The sequence below is a fragment of the Streptomyces sp. NPDC102441 genome, assembly GCF_044765585.1.
Taxonomy (GTDB): domain Bacteria; phylum Actinomycetota; class Actinomycetes; order Streptomycetales; family Streptomycetaceae; genus Streptomyces.
In genome coordinates, this window is the sequence record NZ_JBIWKH010000001.1 from 215,158 (window position 1) to 233,780 (window position 18,623).

At 70.2% G+C, this 18,623-nt stretch carries 17 protein-coding genes; 2 read left to right on the forward strand and 15 right to left on the reverse strand.

From position 1 onward, the window contains the following. Positions 1-42 precede the first annotated feature (42 nt). The 15 genes from ACIREO_RS01040 to ACIREO_RS01110 all read right to left on the reverse strand — a co-directional run bounded on the left by ACIREO_RS01040 (position 43) and on the right by ACIREO_RS01110 (position 16,912). Complete coding sequence (locus tag ACIREO_RS01040; protein ID WP_404103184.1) at positions 43-1,029, reverse strand: ABC transporter ATP-binding protein; 987 nt, start codon at positions 1,027-1,029, stop codon at positions 43-45. Further along, positions 1,026-2,024, reverse strand: coding sequence for an ABC transporter permease (locus ACIREO_RS01045; RefSeq protein WP_404103187.1), 999 nt, complete (start codon positions 2,022-2,024; stop codon positions 1,026-1,028). The genes ACIREO_RS01040 and ACIREO_RS01045 overlap by 4 nt, the downstream gene beginning before the upstream one ends. A gap of 5 nt (positions 2,025-2,029) precedes the next feature. After that, a complete protein-coding gene (locus ACIREO_RS01050) occupies positions 2,030-3,010 on the reverse strand; it encodes an ABC transporter permease (protein ID WP_404103190.1) in 981 nt (326 codons plus the stop codon). Then, positions 3,007-4,056 (reverse strand): ABC transporter ATP-binding protein, encoded by a 1,050-nt coding sequence (locus ACIREO_RS01055; RefSeq protein WP_404103193.1) that lies wholly within the window; start codon positions 4,054-4,056, stop codon positions 3,007-3,009. Before ACIREO_RS01055 ends, ACIREO_RS01050 begins: the two co-directional genes overlap by 4 nt. A gap of 18 nt (positions 4,057-4,074) precedes the next feature. After that, a complete protein-coding gene (locus ACIREO_RS01060) occupies positions 4,075-5,754 on the reverse strand; it encodes an ABC transporter substrate-binding protein (protein ID WP_404103196.1) in 1,680 nt (559 codons plus the stop codon). 126 nt (positions 5,755-5,880) lie between these two features. After that, positions 5,881-6,855, reverse strand: coding sequence for a LacI family DNA-binding transcriptional regulator (locus ACIREO_RS01065; protein WP_404103199.1), 975 nt, complete (start codon positions 6,853-6,855; stop codon positions 5,881-5,883). 330 nt (positions 6,856-7,185) lie between these two features. Continuing rightward, positions 7,186-8,793, reverse strand: coding sequence for a citramalate synthase (gene cimA / locus ACIREO_RS01070; protein WP_404103202.1), 1,608 nt, complete (start codon positions 8,791-8,793; stop codon positions 7,186-7,188). Between the two features lie 278 nt (positions 8,794-9,071). Next, entirely contained in the window at positions 9,072-9,716 is a 645-nt protein-coding gene (locus ACIREO_RS01075; RefSeq protein ID WP_404103205.1) for a TetR/AcrR family transcriptional regulator, read from the reverse strand. 3 nt (positions 9,717-9,719) lie between these two features. Further along, positions 9,720-10,736, reverse strand: a complete 1,017-nt coding sequence (locus ACIREO_RS01080) for an agmatine/peptidylarginine deiminase (protein WP_404103208.1) — start codon at positions 10,734-10,736, stop codon at positions 9,720-9,722. Between the two features lie 9 nt (positions 10,737-10,745). After that, positions 10,746-12,428 (reverse strand): urease subunit alpha, encoded by a 1,683-nt coding sequence (locus ACIREO_RS01085; RefSeq protein WP_404103211.1) that lies wholly within the window; start codon positions 12,426-12,428, stop codon positions 10,746-10,748. Beyond that, positions 12,428-13,117 (reverse strand): urease subunit gamma, encoded by a 690-nt coding sequence (ureA, locus tag ACIREO_RS01090; RefSeq protein WP_404103214.1) that lies wholly within the window; start codon positions 13,115-13,117, stop codon positions 12,428-12,430. The genes ACIREO_RS01085 and ureA overlap by 1 nt, the downstream gene beginning before the upstream one ends. A 118-nt stretch (positions 13,118-13,235) precedes the next feature. Further along, positions 13,236-14,339, reverse strand: coding sequence for a branched-chain amino acid aminotransferase (locus ACIREO_RS01095; protein ID WP_404103217.1), 1,104 nt, complete (start codon positions 14,337-14,339; stop codon positions 13,236-13,238). 293 nt (positions 14,340-14,632) lie between these two features. Next, positions 14,633-15,676, reverse strand: a complete 1,044-nt coding sequence (locus ACIREO_RS01100) for a 3-isopropylmalate dehydrogenase (protein ID WP_404103220.1) — start codon at positions 15,674-15,676, stop codon at positions 14,633-14,635. 122 nt (positions 15,677-15,798) lie between these two features. Then, on the reverse strand, positions 15,799-15,927 hold the full coding sequence (locus ACIREO_RS01105) for a hypothetical protein (RefSeq protein WP_404103223.1): 129 nt from the start codon (positions 15,925-15,927) through the stop codon (positions 15,799-15,801). Positions 15,928-16,270: 343 nt separating this feature from the next. Beyond that, the gene (locus ACIREO_RS01110) at positions 16,271-16,912 is read right to left on the reverse strand and encodes a TetR/AcrR family transcriptional regulator (RefSeq protein WP_404103226.1); all 642 of its coding nucleotides are present in this window, start codon (positions 16,910-16,912) and stop codon (positions 16,271-16,273) included. Positions 16,913-17,044: 132 nt separating this feature from the next. On the opposite strand from ACIREO_RS01110, the gene ACIREO_RS01115 reads away from it, so the two are divergent. Further along, complete coding sequence (locus ACIREO_RS01115; RefSeq protein WP_404103229.1) at positions 17,045-17,674, forward strand: MSMEG_1061 family FMN-dependent PPOX-type flavoprotein; 630 nt, start codon at positions 17,045-17,047, stop codon at positions 17,672-17,674. A gap of 32 nt (positions 17,675-17,706) precedes the next feature. Beyond that, positions 17,707-18,615, forward strand: coding sequence for a PDR/VanB family oxidoreductase (locus ACIREO_RS01120; RefSeq protein WP_404103232.1), 909 nt, complete (start codon positions 17,707-17,709; stop codon positions 18,613-18,615). Positions 18,616-18,623 lie beyond the last annotated feature (8 nt).

The window sequence follows — 18,623 nt, forward strand, 5'->3', positions numbered from 1 at the left end:
CTCCGTAACTCCGGGTTTCCTGGGGGCGTATGACTGGATCGGTCAGTTGTGCAGCCAGCAGGCGACTTCGCGGTCCTGGCCGGCGTCCGGCGCGGTGAGGACCGGGACCCGCTCGGCGCACGGCTCGAAGGCCTTGCCGCAGCGGGGGTGGAAGGCGCAGCCGGCGGGCATCGCGGACAGGTGCGGGGGCGAGCCGGGGATGCCGGTGAGCTCGCGCCGGGGGCCGTGCAGCGCGGGGAAGGAGTGCAGCAGGCCGTCGCTGTAGGGGTGACGGGGGTCGCGGTAGATCTCGGCCGCGCCCGCCTGCTCCACGATCCGGCCGCCGTACATGATCGCGATGCGGTCGGAGAACTCGATCAGCAGGGAGATGTCGTGGGTGATGAACACGACGGAGAAGGAGAGCTGCTCCCTGAGCTGCACGAGCTTGCGCAGGATCTGCCGCTGCATCACCACGTCGAGCGCGGTGGTGGGCTCGTCCATGATGACGATCTCGGGCTCCAGCGCGAGCGCCATCGCGATCATCACACGCTGGCGCATACCGCCGGAGAGCTGGTGCGGGTAGGCGGCGAGCCGGTCGGTGGAGATACCGACCAGGCCGAGCAACTCCTCGGCCCGTGCCGTGCGTTCGGCCTGGCGCATGCCGGGGCGGTGCGCCTTGAGCACGTCGGTGAGCTGACTGTGGACGGTGTGCACCGGGTTGAGCGAGTTCATCGCGCCCTGGAACACGATCGACAGCTCCTGCCAGCGGAAGGCGCGCAGCTCGTCCGGGGTGAGGGAGAGGATGTCGACGGGTCCGGCGCCCGGCCGGTGGTAGTGGACGTCGCCGCCGGTGATCACCCCGGGCGGCGAGAGCAGCCGGGTGACGGCGTAGGCCAGCGTGGACTTGCCCGATCCCGACTCCCCCGCGAGGCCGAGGACTTCGCCGCGGTGCAGGGTGAGGTCGATGTCCCGCAGCGCGTGGACGCTGCTCGCGCCGGTGCCGTAGTCGACGTTGAGGCCGCTGATGGTGAGGATCGGCTCGGCGGTCATGCGCTGTGCTCCTTGCTGGGCTTTCCGGGCGGCGTGGGCGTGCCCGTACGGGCCACGGGGGTGAAGCCGACCCGCATCCTGACCTTCCGCGAGGCGCCGGTCGCGGTACGCAGCCGCGGGTTGACGAACTCGTCGATGCCGAAGTTGATCAGCGCCAGGGCGGTGCCCAGCAGGGCGATGCACAGGCCGGCCGGGACGAACCACCACCAGGCGCCCTGGGCCAGGGCCTGGTTGGACTGGGCCCAGAAGAGCACGGTGCCCCAGTTCCAGTGGGAGATGTCGGCGACGCCGATGAAGGCGAGCGTGATCTCCGAGAGGACGGCGAAGATGACGGTGCCGACGAAGCCGGACGCGATGACGGCGGTGAGGTTCGGCATGACCTCGAAGAGGATGACCCGCCAGGTCGACTCGCCGGTGGCGCGGGCCGCCTCCACGTAGTCGCGCCGTCGGAGGGACAGGGTCTGGGCACGCAGGACGCGTGCGCCCCAGGCCCAGGACGTGAGGGCGATGACGGCCGCGATCAGCAGGTCCGTGGTGTCCTCGACGAAGCTCGCGATGATGATGATCAGCGGCAGGCCCGGGATGACCAGGAAGACGTTGGACAGCATGGACAGGAGTTCGTCGGCGGCCCCGCCGAGGAATCCGGCGCTGACCCCGATGACCACGGACAGCACGGTCGCGATGACACCGGCGATGAACCCGACCATGAGGACGCCCCGGGTCCCGACGAGGATCTGGGAGAGGACGTCCTGCCCGGTGTGGGTGGTGCCGAACCAGTGGGCGGCGGACGGCGGCTGGAGCAGTTGGTCGCTCATCGCGTCAGGGTCGTAGGGGGCGATCCAGGGGCCGATAACGGCGAGGACCAGGAAGAACGCGAGGATCAGCAGCCCGGTGCGGGTCTTCCCGCCGCGCAGGAAGCGGAGCCTGGCCCGGCTCGGTGCGGCGGGTGCGGGGACGTCGTCCAGTACGGCTACGTCGGTGGCGGTGACGGACATACCTGTCATGCCTCCTTACGGGTACGCGGGTCGAGGAGGGCGTAGGCCATGTCGGCGAGCAGGTTCGCGGCGAGCACGGAGAGCGTGATGATCAGGAAGACGCCCTGCATCAGCGGGTAGTCCTTGGCGCCGACCGCCTGGAGGAGCCGGAAGCCGATGCCCGGATAGTTGAAGACCATCTCGACGAGCAGCGTGCCGCTCACGATGAAGCCGAGGGAGAGCGCGAAGCCCGAGATGTTGGGCAGGACCGCGTTGCGGGCGGCGTAGGCGAACATCACCCGCCGCTCGGACAGGCCCTTGGCCTGCGCCACCATGACGTAGTCCTCGGAGGAGACGGTCACCATCATGTTGCGCATGCCGAGGATCCAGCCGGCGACGGCGCTGAGCACGATCGTCACCCCGGGCAGCACCCCGTGGTAGAGGGCGCTGGAGATGAACGGCCAGTCGAAGGCCGGGACCAGGGAGCTGTCGTACCCGCCCTCGAAGGGGAAGACCGGCCACTTCACCGCGAACAGCGAGATGGCGATGAGGCCGAGCCAGAAGTAGGGGACCGAGGAGATGAAGGTGGTGACGGGGAGCAGCCCGTCCAGCCAGGAGCCCCGACGCCAGCCGCTGTAGACGCCGATGCCGGTGCCGAGCAGGAAGCTGATCAGTGTGGTGATCCCGACGAGCGCGAGTGTCCAGGGCAGCGCGTCGGAGAGCACCTCGCCCACCGGGGTCGGGAAGTAGGTGAAGGACAGGCCCAGGTCGCCGTCGAGCAGGCTCGACCAGTAGTCGGTGTACTGCGCCCAGAGCGACTGGTTCTCGTCGAGCCCGAAGAGCGCCTTCAGGGAGGCGATGGCGCTGGTGTCGAGCTGGCCCTGGTAGCGGCTCATCAGCGCTTCGACGGGGTCGCCCGGCATCAGGCGCGGGATGAGGAAGTTGATGGTGATGGCGGCCCACGCGGTGATCGCGTAGAAGGCGATCCGCTGGAGGATGTACTTCACTTCGCTGCTCCCTCGGCGGTCGTGCCGTCGTACAGCCAGCAGGCCGCCCACTGGCCGTCGGCGAGGTCGAAGCGCGGCGGGAGTTCGGTGCGGCAGCGCTCCATCGCCTTGGGGCAGCGGGGATGGAAGCGGCATCCGGCCGGCGGGGTGATCAGGGACGGTGGCTCGCCGCTCCCGGTCTCCTCCTGGTCCGCCTCGTCAGCGACCCGGTCCGGGTCCGGCGCGGAGGCGATGAGCAGCTGGGTGTAGGGGTGCGCGGGGTGCTGGGTGACCTGCTCGCTGTCGCCGCCCTCGACGATGCGGCCGGCGTACATCACCAGGGTGGTGTCGGCGAAGTAGCGTGCGGAGGCGATGTCGTGGGTGATGTAGAGGATCGCGAGACGGAGCCGCTCCTTGAGGTCACGGAGCAGGTTGAGGACGCCGAGCCGGATCGACACGTCGAGCATCGAGACCGGTTCGTCGGCGAGCAGGACCTGAGGGTCGGCGCCGAGCGCGCGCGCTATCGCGACGCGCTGGCGCTGCCCTCCGGACAGCTCGTGCGGGAACTTGTCCAGGAACTGATGAGGAGGAGTCAGCTGGACGCGTTCCAGCAGGGCCGCCAGATTCGTCTCCAGTTCCGCGTCCCCGCTCCCCGCCCGGCCGTGGATCTTCAGGGCACGGGTCAGGTGGTAGCGCACGGTGTGCACCGGGTTGAGCGAGGCGAACGGGTCCTGGAAGATCAGCTGGACCTGTCTGACGTACGTACGGAAGGACCGGCCACGCCCGGCCTTCACCGCCTTGCCGCCCAGATGGACCTCACCCGCGGTGAGCGGGTACAGCTGGGCGAGCAGCCGTGCGACGGTGGATTTCCCGGAGCCCGACTCCCCCACCAGGGCCGTGACGGTGCCGCGCCGGAGCTTCAGCGAGACGTCGTCGACGGCGTGGACGGTGCGGCGTCTGCGGGCGACGAGGTCGCCGGCGGTGCGCCGTACCGGGAAGTGCTTGGTCACTCCGCGTGCTTCGAGCACCACATCGGTGCGCACGTCTGCGGACTGTTCGGTGGTCATGGCCGGTATACCCCGTACTTACTTGGCGGGCTTGAGGTTCAGCACGACTTCCAGCGCGTCGGGCTGGGTGTGCTGCGGGGCTGCGTACGGGTCCTCCTCGGTGGGCCAGCCCACCCAGTTCTTCGTGGAGTACTCGGCGCCGATCGGGGCCGCGGCCGTCGGGATCAGCGGCGCCTGCTCGACCATGATCTTCTGGAGCGTGTTCATGGCCTTGGTCCGCGCGGAGTCCTCGGTCGCGTTGGCGAACTCCTTCAGTGCGGCGGTGGCCTCCGGGCTCTTGAAGCGTCCGAAGTTGCCCAGCTGGGAGGTCTTGCCGACGGGCTGGAGGATCGCCCCGTCCATGATGTTCTGGTACATGTCGTAGGGCGTGGCCCCGCTGTTGGTCCAGTGCAGGGTGGCATCGAAGTTGCCGGTGGCCACGTCGGTGCCCCAGGCCTCGGCGGTCTGTGTCTTGACCTTTGCCTCGATGCCCAGCTGCTTGATGTTGTCCTTGATGATGGACAGCCCGGTGATGTAGTCGTTCCAGCCGGCCGGGTCGGTGAAGGTCAGCTCCACCGGCTTGCCGCCCGGGTCCTTCAGGACTCCGCCGCTGAGCTTGAAGCCCGCCTCGGCGAGGATCTTCTTGGCCCCCGCGACATCGGGCTTCGTGGTGGCGTTCTTGTACTCGGGCGCGAGGAAGGGGTCACCGGCGGGCAGCGGGATGCCGGTGGGGTTGGTGATCTCCGGATAGAGGGTCGCCTCGGCCTGGACGTGGATGGCCTTGCGGTCGACGACCATGGCCATCGCCTTGCGCAGCGCCGGGTTGTCGAACGGCTTGCGGGCGGTGTTGAACCACAGCCCGTGGATGCCGAGCCCGGAGGGGAACCAGAGCTTGTGGTTCTTCGGGTCCTTGGCGACGTACAGCTGCTTGTAGTTCGGCATGAAGACGAACGACCACTCGACCTTGCCGTTCGCCAGGGCCGTCGTCGCCGCGCTGTTGTCGTTGTACGCGGTGTAGCGCAGCTCCTTGACCTTGGTCTCGCCCTTCCAGTAGCTGGGCGTCGCGGTCAGGGTGGTGGTCTGCGGGGTGAAGGTCTTCAGCTTGTACGGGCCGGAGCCGACCGGGGTGCGGTTGGGCCAGGTCTCCGGGTTCTCGACCTTCTCCCAGATGTGCTTGGGCACGACATAGGTCGTGATGATCTTGTTCTGGTTGACGAACTGGGACTCCTTGAAGGTCAGGACGACCTTCTTGCCCTCGACGGTGATGCCGTCGTACGGGATGCCGTTGCCGTTGAGCGCCGGGTGCTTCTTGAGCAGCTCGAAGGTGAACGCGACGTCCTCGGCGGTCAGCGGCTTGCCGTCGGCCCATTCGGCACGGTCGTCGAGCGTGAAGGTGACCTTGGTGAAGTTGGACTCCCAGTCCCACGCGGTCGCGAGCCAGGGGTCCGCCTTGTCGGTGGGGCGGATCTGGTTGGTCATCGCCAGCGGCTCGTAGATCATGTGCCGGTAGCCGAGCGTGGCGCTCGCCGAGGTCGCGAGGAACGGGTTGCTGTTGTTGGTCTGCGGCCCGTCCGGCTTGCCGAGGGTCAGCACGCCGGAGGCTCCGGCTCCGCCCCCCTTGTCGGCACCCGAGTTGGCGGACGAGCAGCCGGCGGCGAGCGCGACCACGGCAGTGGCGGCTGAGAGCGCTCTCAGTGTGTGACGACGACGTACGGACATGGCGACTCCAGGAGGACTGCCGGTCTGGGAGATCCGGCGGTGTGGGCAGCGCTGGACGCGCGGGGGCGAGCGTGCGGGTGCGGCTGGATCGGGGATGCGGACGGGTGACCGGCGGGGCCGGTTCCGTTACGGCGCCGAGTGGCGCACGACCAGTTCGGTGGGCAACACGACCGGCCCGTCCGGCACGGCGGTGCCGCCGAGGTGCGAGAGCAGCAGGCGGGCCGCAGCCTCGCCCATCTGCCGGGTGGGCTGGTGCACGGTGGTCAGCGGCGGTTCGGTGTGTTCGGCCATCGGGATGTCGTCGAAGCCGACCACCGCGATGTCGTCGGGTACGCGGCGGCCGGCAGCCCTGAGGGCTCGCAGGACCCCGGCCGCGGTGATGTCGTTGTGGGCGAAGACGGCGTCGAACTCCGTTCCCGCCGCCAGGAGTTCCTCCACGGCGAGGCGTCCCCGGCGTTCGGTGAAGTCCCCGCTCACGACCAGCTCGGTGGGCAGGACGGACCGGAAGCCCGCGAGCCGGTCGCGTACGCAGCCGAAGTGCTCCGGGCCGGTGACGACCATGGGTCTGGTGCGCCCCGCGGCCCGCAGATGGCGGGCGGCGGATGCGCCTCCTTCGTGATTGGTGGTCACGACGGAGGGGAATTCCGGGTGGTGGCCCCGGTCGTCGATGAGGACGATCGGCAGACCGGCCCGGTGCAGTGCGGTGAGCTGGTCGAGCGTGTTCTCCGGTTCGACGACGACGAGCCCGTCGAAGGCGCGCGCCGACACCTGGGTGGTGAAGCGCTCGACGGACTGCGCGCCCCGGGTGCACGTGAAGAGCAGCAGCCCGTAGTCGGCGGCCTCGACCGTGTCGACGATGCCCTGGAGCACTTCGCCCATCCAGGGCCAGGTGAACGAGGGCACCAGCAGGCCGACCGTACGGCTGCGGCCGCGTGCCAGCCCGACGGCGCCGGAGCTGGGTACGTAGCCGAGGTCCGCGATCACTTCACGAACACGGGCGGCGGTCGAACCGTCCACCTCGCCCTTGAGGTTGATGACCCGCGACACGGTCGTCTTGCTGACGCCGGCCTCACGGGCGACATCGGCGATGGTGACACGCAACGGGGCCTCCAGGGACAAGGCAGGGCAGGGGTGGCACGGGCTTCGGGACCGGTTCCGTAACCGGTCCCGGAACCGGTACCGGCGTTGCGGCTGGAGTTAACCGCGCCGGAACAGGGGCGTCAATACTTCACACCACAATTGGTCCGTACCCATTCTCGAAGCAGGTCCGTAAGCCCTTTCATTCACCTCTTGAACGCGGCAGTCTCAGCCACCTGCCGCGCCCCGAAGGCGGAACAGCCGCAGACCTCCGGGATGGTGCGCCGCGTCCGTCTCCGGTCGGGAGGTGCGCCGGAGCCGCCCACCAGAGGTGGCGGCTCCGGTAGGGGTCCGTCAGTCGGTGGGCTCGACACCCGCGCGCAGCAGGCCGTAGGTGTACGCGTCCTCCAGCGCCTCCCAGGACGCGGCGATGACGTTCTCGGCCACGCCGACCGTCGCCCAGTCACCGGAGCCGTCCCCCGTGGTGACCAGTACCCGGGTGGTGGACTCGGTGCCGGTGCGGCCTTCCAGGATCCGGACCTTGTAGTCGACCAGCTCCAGCTTGGCGAGCTGCGGGTAGATCCGTTCCAGACCGACGCGCAGCGCCCGGTCCAGGGCGTTGACCGGGCCGTTGCCCTCGGCGGTGGCGACGATGCGCTCGCCCTTGGCCCAGAGCTTCACGGTCGCCTCGTTGGCGTGGGTGCCGTCGGGGCGGTTCTCGACGATGGCCCGCCAGGACTCGACGCGGAAGTAGCGGCGGGGCCTGCCGTCGACCTCTGAACGCAGCAGCAGTTCGAAGGAGGCGTCGGCCGCCTCGTAGGTGTAGCCCTGGAGTTCGCGCTCCTTGACCCGCTCGACGACCCGCTGGACGAGCGCGCGGTCGTCTCCGAGGTCGATGCCGAGCTCCTTGCCCTTGAGCTCGATGGAGGCCCGGCCCGCCATGTCGGACACCAGCATCCGCATGGTGTTGCCGACGCGTTCGGGGTCGATGTGCTGGTAGAGGTCCGGGTCGACCTTGATCGCGGAGGCGTGCAGTCCCGCCTTGTGCGCGAAGGCGGAGACACCGACGTACGGCTGGTGCGTGGAGGGTGTCAGGTTGACGACCTCGGCGATGGCGTGGGAGATACGCGTCATCTCGGCGAGCGCGCCCTCGTGCAGGACGGTCTTGCCGTACTTGAGTTCCAGCGCCGCGACGACGGGGAAGAGGTTGGCGTTGCCGACCCGCTCGCCGTAGCCGTTGGCGGTGCACTGCACATGGCTGGCGCCCGCGTCCACGGCGGCCAGGGTGTTCGCGACGGCACAGCCGGTGTCGTCCTGGGCGTGGATACCGAGCCGGGCGCCGGTGTCGGCGAGGACGGTGGAGACCACGGCCTGGACCTGGGCGGGGAGCATCCCGCCGTTGGTGTCGCAGAGGATGACCACGTCGGCGCCGGCCTCGTGCGCGGTGCGCACGACCGCCTTGGCGTACTCCGGGTCGGCGCGGTAGCCGTCGAAGAAGTGCTCGCAGTCGACGAAGACCCGGCGGCCCTGCTCCCGGAGGTGGCTGACGGTGTCGCGGACCATCTCCAGGTTCTCGTCCAGGGTGGTGCGCAGGGCGAGTTCCACATGGCGGTCGTGGGACTTGGCGACCAGCGTGACCACCGGGGCGCCCGAGTCCAGGAGTGCCTGGACCTGCGGATCCTCGGCGGCCTTGCCGCCGGCCCTGCGGGTGGCACCGAACGCGACGAGCTGGGCGTGCTCGAAGTCGATCTCCTGCTGGGCCCGGGCGAAGAACTCGGTGTCGCGGGGGTTGGCGCCCGGCCAGCCGCCCTCGATGAAGCCCACTCCGAAGTCGTCCAGATGCCGGGCAATGGTCAGCTTGTCCGCGACCGTCAGGTTGATGCCTTCACGCTGCGCACCGTCGCGCAGTGTGGTGTCGAAGACATGGAAGGTGTCGTCGGGGGCCGTGGCCTTGGTGGTCATGCTGATCTGACTCCTGTCGGGTGAGCGGATCCGGACGAATCGGCTCCACTTGCCCCCATCATCTCGCGTGCCTCGTCCCGGCCGTGGTGTGGGCCTGAAAACGAAAAAACCCCTCGCGGGTGCGAGAGGTCTGCGCGCGGGTCTGGGGCACGATGTCCGTTCCGTACGTGGTCGTACGGGACGGTCACTGCGGACCGGCGCGCCTGCTGCCGATAATCATGGCGAACGAGGACACGCACGCAGTCTGGCACAGCGGCGCTCCCCGGCCCCGGCCCGTCTCAGGATGCGGGCGTGATGTCCGTCGCACGGGCGTCCGGTCCGGGGTCCATGAGCGTCTCGTCCGCGTATCTGCGCATCTGCTCCAGGACCTGCTCCCGTCCGGTGCCGGGGATGCCGACGGTGACATGGACGCTGAACCCGTCCATCAGGGCCCGCAGACGGGTCGCGGCCCGGCCGGTGTCGACGGCGCGGAACTCGCCGCGCGCGATGCCGTCGGCGAGCAGCTCGGCGAGGTCACGGTGCCAGGCGTCCTCGATGGCGGCCTGCCGGGCGCGGGCGTCGTCGTCGGCGCCCTGCGAGCGGTTCCAGACCTCCAGCCAGAGCGTCCAGTGCGGGTCGCGGTGGCCGTCGGGGACGTACAGCGCGATGTAGGAGTCGAGCCGCTCGCGTGCGGTGCCGGGCCGGGCGAGCAGGGCCCGGCGTTCGGCACCGAGCCTCGCCTCGCTCCACTCCAGGGTCTGCAGCAGCAGTTCGTCCTTGGTGCGGAAGTAGTAGAGGAGGTGGCCGCTGCTCATCCGCACCTCGCGGCCGAGCCCCGCCATGGTGAGCCCGTCGAGTCCGCGCTCGGCGACGGTGGCCATGACGGCGGCGAGCACGTCCTCCCGGGGCGGGGCGATGTTGCGGCGGCGCGGGGTACTGGGCATGGTTCAGATCCTGGGCTGTTGCTGCGTGATGCAGTGGATGCCTCCACCACCGGCAAAGATCGTACGGGCGTCGACGGGTGTCACCGTACGGTCCGGGAACAGGTCGCCGAAGGCGGCGGCCGCCTCCTCGTCCCTCGGGTCGTCGAAGGCGCAGAGGATCACGCCGTCGTTGCATAGGTAGTGGTTGATGTAGGAGTAGTCGGCCCAGGCGCCGTCCGGGTCGCGCAGCGCCGTGGGGGCCGGGATCTCCACGACCTCCAGCGAGCGGCCCCCGGCGTCGGTGGCGGCCCGCAGGATCCGGACCGTCTCACGGGTGATCTCGTGGTCCGGGTGGGAGGGGTCGGGCTGGACATGGGCGACGACCACGCCGGGGCGGGCGAAGGCGGCGACGATGTCGACGTGGCCGAGGGTGCCGTACGTGCCGTAGTCCCCGGCCAGGCCGCGCGGCAGCCAGATCGCCGTCTCGGTGCCGAGGCGGGCGTGGATCTCGTCCTCGACGGCCTGCCTGGTCCAGCCGGGGTTGCGCTCCTTGCCCAGCTGGACGGTCTCGGTGAGCAGGACGGTGCCCTCGCCGTCCACGTGGATCGCGCCGCCCTCGTTGACCAGGGGTGAGCTGTGGACGGGCACGCCGGCCAGCTCGGCGACGCCCCGCGCGATGTGCCGGTCGCGCTCCCAGCGGGCCCAGCCCTGGCCGCCCCATCCGTTGAACGTCCAGTCCACCGCTGCGAGTTGCCGGCCGTCGGTGACGAAGGTGGGACCGATGTCGCGCATCCAGGCGTCGTCGAGGGGGCGTACGGCCGTCTCGATGTCCGGGCCGAGGAGCGCCCGTGCGCTGTCCTCCTGGCCGGGTCCGGTGATCACGGTGACCGGTTCGAAGCGGCGCACGGCGCGGGCGACGGCGGCCCAGGCCCCGCGTGCCCCGTCGAGTTCGGCCGCGGTGGCGAAGGTGGGGTTGGGCCCCGGCCACGCCATCCAGGTGCGCTCGTGAGGGGCCCACTCGGGCGGCATACGGAAGGTCATGGCGGATCCCTAGAGGAAGTAGAGGCGGTTGAGGGAGACGGATTCCGCTGCCGGGGAGCGCAGGGGGTCGCCGTCGAGGGTGACGAGTCCGGTGTCGCCGTCGACTCCGACCTCTCCGGTACGGGAGTTGAGACGCAGGTCCGCCGGCCCGATGCCCCGGGTGCCCCGGACGGCGACCCTGCGGCGGCGGGTGGGCATGAGGTCGGCGCCCAGCTGGGTGGCGGCCTCCGCGACGAACGCGACGGAGAGGTCGGCGGCGGTGGCCCCGTAGGCACCGAACTGCGGCCCCAGGACGAGGGGTTCGCAGGTGTCCGTGGCGGCGTTGGGGTCTCCGGTGACGCCGTAGGCGGGGAAGCCGGACTTCAGGACCAGCTGGGGCTTCGCACCGAAGAACTCCGGGCGCCAGAGCACTATGTCGGCGAGCTTGCCGGTCTCGATGGAGCCGACCTCGTGGGCGAGACCGTGGGCGATCGCGGGGTTGACGGTGACCTTGGCGATGTAGCGAAGCACCCGGGCGTTGTCGTCGCCGGGGCCGTCGCCCTCCATCGGGCCGAGCTCTCCTTTCATCTTCGCGGCCATGGCGAAGGTGCGGCGTACGGTCTCGCCGGCCCGGCCCATGCCCTGCGCGTCGGAGGAGGTGATCCCGATGGCACCCAGGTCGTGCAGGACGTCCTCGGCACCCATCGTCCCGGCCCTGATCCGGTCGCGGGCCATGGCGGCGTCGCCGGGCAGGTCGGTCTTGAGGTCGTGGACGGAGATGATCATCCCGTAGTGCTCGGCGACCGCGTCCCGGCCGAAGGGGAGCGTCGGGTTGGTGGAGGAGCCTATGACGTTGGGGACTCCCGCCATCTTCAGCACGTTGGGCACGTGCCCGCCGCCACAGCCCTCGATGTGGAAGGCGTGGATCGTACGGCCTTCGAGCACGCTCAGGGTGTCCTCGACGGACAGGCATTCGTTCAGCCCGTCGCTGTGCAGGGCGACCTGGACGTCGTACTCATCGGCGACCCGCAGGGCGGTGTCCAGGGCGCGGGTGTGGGCGCCCATGTCCTCGTGGACCTTGAAGCCGCAGGCACCGCCCTCGGCGAGGGCCTCGACCAGGGGCGCCTCGTGGGAGGACGAACCGCGGCCCAGGAAGCCGATGTTGACGGGCCAGGCGTCGAAGGCGTTGAAGGCGTGGCGCAGGGCCCACGGGGAGTTGACGCCTACGCCCCAGACCGGGCCGAACTCCTGGCCGATGATCGTGGTGACGCCGGAGGCCAGCGACGCCTCCATGATGCGCGGGGAGAGCAGGTGGACGTGCGGGTCCACGGCTCCGGCCGTGGCGATCATGCCCTCGCCGGAGACGATGGTCGTGCCCGTGCCGACGACCACGTCGACACCGTCGAGGGTGTCCGGGTTGCCGGCCCGCCCGATCGCGGCGATGCGGCCCTCGCGGATGCCGACGGAGACCTTCCGGATGCCGAGCACGGCGTCGATGACCAGGACGTTGCTGATGACGACGTCGCAGGTCTCCCGCACGGCGGCGGCCTTGAGGTGCAGGCCGTCCCGGGCCGTCTTGCCGAAGCCGGCGAGGAACTCGTCGCCCTGCTTCTGGGCATCGGACTCCACGCGGACGGTCAGTCCGGAGTCGCCGAGGCGGACGCGGTCCCCGGCGCGCGGCCCGTGCACGGAGGCGTACTCGTACGGGTCCATCACTCCCCCGCCCCCGCTCCGAGGTAGCCGCAGGCAGCCGCTCTGCGCAGCGCCTCCTCCCTCGCGCCCGGCGCGTCCAGCGGTCCGTCGACGAGTCCGGCGAAGCCGATCGCGATCCGGTCGCCGCCGATGGGGACGAGCGCCGCTTCACCGCTCTCCCCTGGGCCGAAGCGGACGGAGGATCCGGCGGGCACGCTCAGCCGCATCCCGTACGCCGCCGCGCGGTCGAATGCGAGCCGGGGGTTGGCCTCGAAGAAGTGGAAATGGGACGTCACGCTGACCGGGACGGTCGCGGTGTTACGGACGGTGAGCCGCAGGGCGGGTTCACGTCCGGGCGTCGCGGGGCCGGGGAGGAGCGCGCCGGGGGCGTCGTCGCCGAGCGTGCCGCCGCCGAGGGGGCCGCTGACGACCGCGAGCCTGGAGCCGTCGTCGAACACGGCCTCCACATGGACCTCGGTGACCACGTCGGCCACGCCCGGCAGCACGTCGTCCGGCCCCAGCACGGCACGGGCGGCATCGATCGCCTCGGCCAGCCGGCGTCCGTCCCTGGCCGCCTCGCAGACGGTGTCCGCGATCAGGGCGGTCGCCTCTGGGACATTGAGTCGCAGGCCACGGGCGCGCCGGGCCCTGGCCAGCTCGGCCGCGCCGAAGAGCAGCAGCCGGTCGCGTTCGGTGGGGGTCAGTCGCACGTAAACGGCACCTCCTGGTTGGAGCAGCACTCTAACCAGGTTTGAGCGGTGCTCAAAACTCGGGGACGACGAAGGCCGCACCCCGGGGGATGCGGCCTTCGTGGGTACGGAGCGGTGACTAGCCGAGCTCGTGCATCCAGCCGTGGGTGTCCTCGACGATGCCGCGCTGGATGTCCAGCAGCCGCTCGCGCAGCTTGAGGGTGACCTCACCGGGGGTGCCGTCGCCCTGGGTCCATTCACCGTCCGCGGACTTCACCGTGCCGACGGGCGTGATGACCGCGGCGGTGCCGCAGGCGAAGACCTCGGTGAGGGTGCCGTTCTCGGTGTCGGCGCGCCACTGGTCGATGGAGACGCGGCCCTCCTCGGAGGTGTATCCGAGGTCACGGGCGACGGTGAGGAGGGAGTCACGGGTGACGCCGGCGAGCAGCGAGCCGGAGAGGGAGGGGGTGACGATCCGCTTGCTGCCGTCCTCCTGCCCGTACACGAAGTAGAGGTTCATGCCGCCGAGCTCCTCGACCCACCTGTGCTCGACCGCGTCGAGGTAGGCGACCTGGTCGCAGCCCTGGGCAGCCGCCTCGGCCTGGGCGAGGAGGGAGGCGGCGTAGTTGCCACCGGTCTTGGCGTCGCCCACTCCGCCGGGAACGGCGCGCACCCGGTCCTGGGAGAGCCAGATCGAGACCGGCTTCACACCGCCGGGGAAGTAGGCGCCGGCCGGGGAGGCGATGACGATGAAGAGGTACTCGTTGGCCGGCCGGACACCGAGACCCACCTCGGCGGCGATCATGAACGGGCGCAGGTAGAGCGACTCCTCGCCGCCGTGCGGCGGGACCCAGGCCTGGTCCTGCTGGACCAGGACGTCACACGCCTCGATGAAGGTCTCGACGGGCAGCTCCGGCATCGCGAGCCGTGCGGCGGACCGCTGGAAGCGGGCTGCGTTGGCCTCGGGCCGGAAGGTGGCGACCGTGCCGTCGGGCTGACGGTAGGCCTTGAGCCCCTCGAAGATCTCCTGCGCGTAGTGCAGCGTCATGTTGGCCGGGTCGAGCGACAGCGGACCGTACGGCACGAGCTGTGCGTCGTGCCAGCCGCGGCCCTCGGTCCAGCTGATCGTCACCATGTGGTCGGTGAAGTGCCGGCCGAATCCGGGGTTGACCATGGCCGCCTCGCGCTCTGCGTCGGACAGCGGGTGCGAGGAGGGCTTGAGCTCGATCGTGGGCGTCGTCATGAGTGCGTGTCCTTCACCGGTCTTGTATGTGATGGACCGCGCTCACGCCCGCTCCCGCCCGGCGGCTGCCGGACAGGTTGTAGGACGTCCGAGCTCTACCGCGAGCCGCGGTCCCGTTCGATTATCTCCCGGGGGCGGCTCTGCACGAAATGACGTGATTGCGGTGACGTCGGCGTCGGGGGTTCGAGCGACGCGAAAACGCGGTCCAGGGGTCGATGGTGGCACCCGGGGACCGCGAGGAGAAGCCGCCGGGTGCGGTTGCGACCCGGCGGCTTCGAAGTGGAGGCGTCGGGTCAGGTCGCTACGCGTACCGCGAGCGCGTCGCCGATCTCGTCGGTGGTGCGTGCGCTCTTTCCGTCACGCTCCGCGAGGTCGGCGGAGACGGCCTCCTCGATGCGCACGGCCTCGGCCTCGTAGCCGAGGTGGCGCAGCAGGAGGGCGACGGAGAGGATCGTGGCCGTCGGGTCGGCCTTGCCCTGGCCCGCGATGTCGGGCGCGGTGCCGTGCACCGGCTCGAACATGGACGGGAAGGCGCCCGTCGGGTTGATGTTGCCGGACGCGGCCAGGCCGATGCCACCGGTCACGGCTGCTGCCAGGTCGGTGAGGATGTCACCGAAGAGGTTGTCGGTGACGATGACGTCGAAGCGCTCCGGCTGCGTGACGAAGAAGATCGTCGCGGCGTCGACGTGCAGATAGTCGGTGGTGACCTCGGGGAACTCGGCCGCGACCTTGTCGAAGGTGTTCTTCCACAGGTGGCCCGCGTGCACGAGGACGTTGTTCTTGTGGACCAGCGTCAGCTTCTTGCGCGGGCGGGCGGCGGCACGCGCGAAGGCGTCACGCACGACGCGCTCGACACCGTAGGCCGTGTTGACGCTGACCTCGGTGGCGACCTCGTGCTCCGTGCCTGTGCGCAGGGAACCGCCGTTGCCCGTGTAGGGGCCCTCGGTGCCCTCGCGTACGACGACGAAGTCGATCTCCGGACGGCCGGCCAGCGGGGTCGCGGTGTTCGGGAAGAGCTTCGACGGCCGCAGGTTGATGAAGTGGTCGAAGGCGAAGCGGAGCTTCAGCAGCAGCCCGCGCTCCAGCACGCCCGACGGCACGGACGGGTCACCGATGGCACCGAGCAGGATGGCGTCGTGGCCCTTGAGGGCCTCCAGCTCCGCGTCGGGGAGGGTCTCACCGGTGCGGTGCCATCGCTGGGCTCCGAGGTCGTACTCCTTGGTCTCCAGCTTCACATCCTGCGGGAGAACAGCGTTGAGAACCTTGAGGCCCTGGGTGACGACCTCCTGGCCGATACCGTCGCCGGGGATCACTGCGAGATCGATGCTGCGAGACATAGAGGCACCCTAGCGTTCTGTCCCACCCCATGACATTCGACGTCCACGATACGGACGTCACCAGGGCCCGTACGGCCCCGGCGACCCGGACGCAACGGGGGTCACGAGGTGGGGGCGCGCCCTCAGTGGCCCGTCGCTCCGCCGTTGTCCCGGCGGTCGAGGGCCCGCTGCAGGGCTGCGGCGGCGTTCTTGCGCTCCGACTCGGCGGAGCGGGAGCTGTGACGGACGCGGCGGACGGTGGTCTCGGCCATGAGGGATCGACTCCTTGAGATCGCGTGGATTTCCGGACCCGGACTTCGCACGACGGAATGCCGGGATCTGGATTTCGAGGCGCCTGCAGGGGCGGGGAGCGGATGCCGCAGGGATTGCCTGCTTCGGGCACACTCACACACGCCGGTCGCTGGATCAGCGATTCGTTCGGCTTCTACAAAGCTAGGACAGCTCGGGCCATCTGTCTCTACAGATACTCGGACTTCCTACTATCTGAGACGGCGACGGCCGATGACCACCGTCCGCGCAGGGGAATCGCAGGGGAAGCACAGGGGAATCGTCGCGACCGGTGGGCGGCAGCGCCCCGCGCGGAAGGACCGGGTGTCAGCCCTCGGGGGTCACCGACGGGCCGCCCGTCAGATAGCGGGTGAGCATGGTGACGAGTTCGTCCTCGAACCGCGCGATGTCGACCTCGCCGGGCCCCGCCATCACCCTGTGCACCACCATCTCCACCGTGGTGGTGACGAGCCGGGCGGCGATCCCCACGTCCGCGACCCGCACCTCCGGATGGTTCCCGAGCAGCCTGCGGGCGTAGGCGATCCGCTTCCCCTCGCTGCGCGCGACCCGCTCCAGCAACTCCGGCGCCCGGGGCCCCTGTTCCATCATCACTCGGAGCAGCTGCGGGTCCTCGCTGTGGTTCTCGATCACGTTGTGCACATGGAAGCGAAGGATGCCCTCGATGGACTCCGGCAGCAGTTCGTCCTGGTCCAGCGGGGTGGCGGCCATCCCGGCGTCGAGATGCCGGGTCAGCAGTTCGACCAGAATCGCATCTTTGTTCGGGTAGTACTGGTACAGCGACCCGATCGACACCCGGGCCCGCTCCGCGATCCGGTTGGTGGTCCCCGCCGCATACCCGTACTCGGCGAAAACGCGAGCAGCCGCGTCGAGGATGCGCTGCCGGGTCAGCTCGGCCCGGACCTGACGGGGCTGTTTACGTGGCTGAAGTCCACGGTGACCGGACGTCATGACACCTCCTGCGGGGGGCCGTGAAAGCGAGTAGCCAGAACCTGACTGATTACTCACAATAGTGCCATGAACTGCGGCGATGCGGATCTGAGTGTCCGTAGCCGCGTACCGATGCCGACGCGAGAAGGTGCCATGACGTATGCCCCCACGCGCCCTCGACGGGTCTCACCGGAGGAGGTGCTGGCACGGCTCGGGCAGCCCGAGCCCATGGTCCGGGCGAAGACGAAGGACCGTATCGACGACTACTTCCGCCACTTCATCGCCCACTCGCCGTTCCTGACGATGGCCACGGCGGACGCGGCCGGACGCGCCGACAGCTCGCCCCGCGGCGACTACCCGGGTTTCGTGAAGGTCCTCGACGACCACACCCTCGCCCTTCCCGACCGCCCCGGCAACAAGATCGCCGACTCCTTCCGCAACCTCGCCGAGAACGACGGCGTCGGGCTGTGTTTCCTGGTCCCCGGCATGCGGGAGGTCCTGCGCGTCAACGGCAGCGGCTATGTCACCGACGAACCCGATGTGCTGGTGCGGATGCGTACCGAGGCCAAACAGCCAGAACTGGCGATCGTCGTCGAGGTGGCCGAGGCGTACTTCCACTGCGGACGGGCGCTGATCCGCTCCCGGCTGTGGGACCCCGCCGGCCAGGCGCTCGCCGAGGGGATGCCGTCGCCCGGTGAGATCGCGGCCGGGCAGCTCGGTGTCGACGTGGATCCGGGGCTGCTCGAACAGTCCCTGGAGGCCGGCTACCGCAAGCTCTACTGACCAGGCCGCACAGGCCGACAGAGGACTCACCCATGCAACAGACCGTCGTCGAGCACATCGACCGGGTCGCCGAGGACGTCGTCGCACTCACCCTGCGCACCACCGCCGGGGAGCTGGCCCCCTGGGACCCCGGCGCCCACATCGACCTTTCCCTGCCCAACTGGCTGACCCGGCAGTACTCGTTGTGCGGGGACCCCGCCGACCGGGACGCCTACCGCGTCGCCGTCCGGTACGACCCGCTCAGCCGGGGCGGTTCGGAGTACGTCCACCGGTTCCTGCGACCGGGCCGCCCCCTCGGCGTCTCCCTGCCCCGCAACCACTTCCCGCTCGTCCCCGCACCGCGCTACCTGTTCCTCGCCGGAGGGATCGGGATCACGCCCCTGCTGCCGATGCTGCGCTCGGTGGCAGCCGCCGGACTTCCCGCGACCCTGCTGTACGTGGGGCCGTCGGCGGCCGGCATGCCCTTCGCGGACGAGCTGCGCCGCTCCTACGGGGACCGGGTGCGGATCGTGGAGACCAGAGGCCAGGGCAGGCCGGACCTCGGCTCCCTCGCGGCCGGGCTGGAGGCCGGCACGCTGGTCTACTGCTGCGGTCCCGCCCCCATGCTGGCGGCGGCCGCCGCGGCGTTCCCCGCCGAGCGGCTGCACGCCGAGCGGTTCCAGCCGGTGGCCCGGTCCTTCGGCCCCGACACGGCGTTCGAGGCGGTCTGCGCCCGGTCCGGGGACACCGTCGCCGTGCCGGCCGACGAGTCGCTGCTGGACGCCCTGGCCCACGCCGGGCACCCCGTCCCCTCCGGGTGTCGCGAAGGCGTCTGCGGCAGCTGTGAGGTCACCGTCCTGGACGGCGCACCCGAGCACCGGGACGACATCGGCGCTCCCGAGCGCCGGATGTACGCCTGCGTGTCCCGTGCGCTGTCCCCCAGGCTCGTCCTCGACCTCTGAAAGGCACG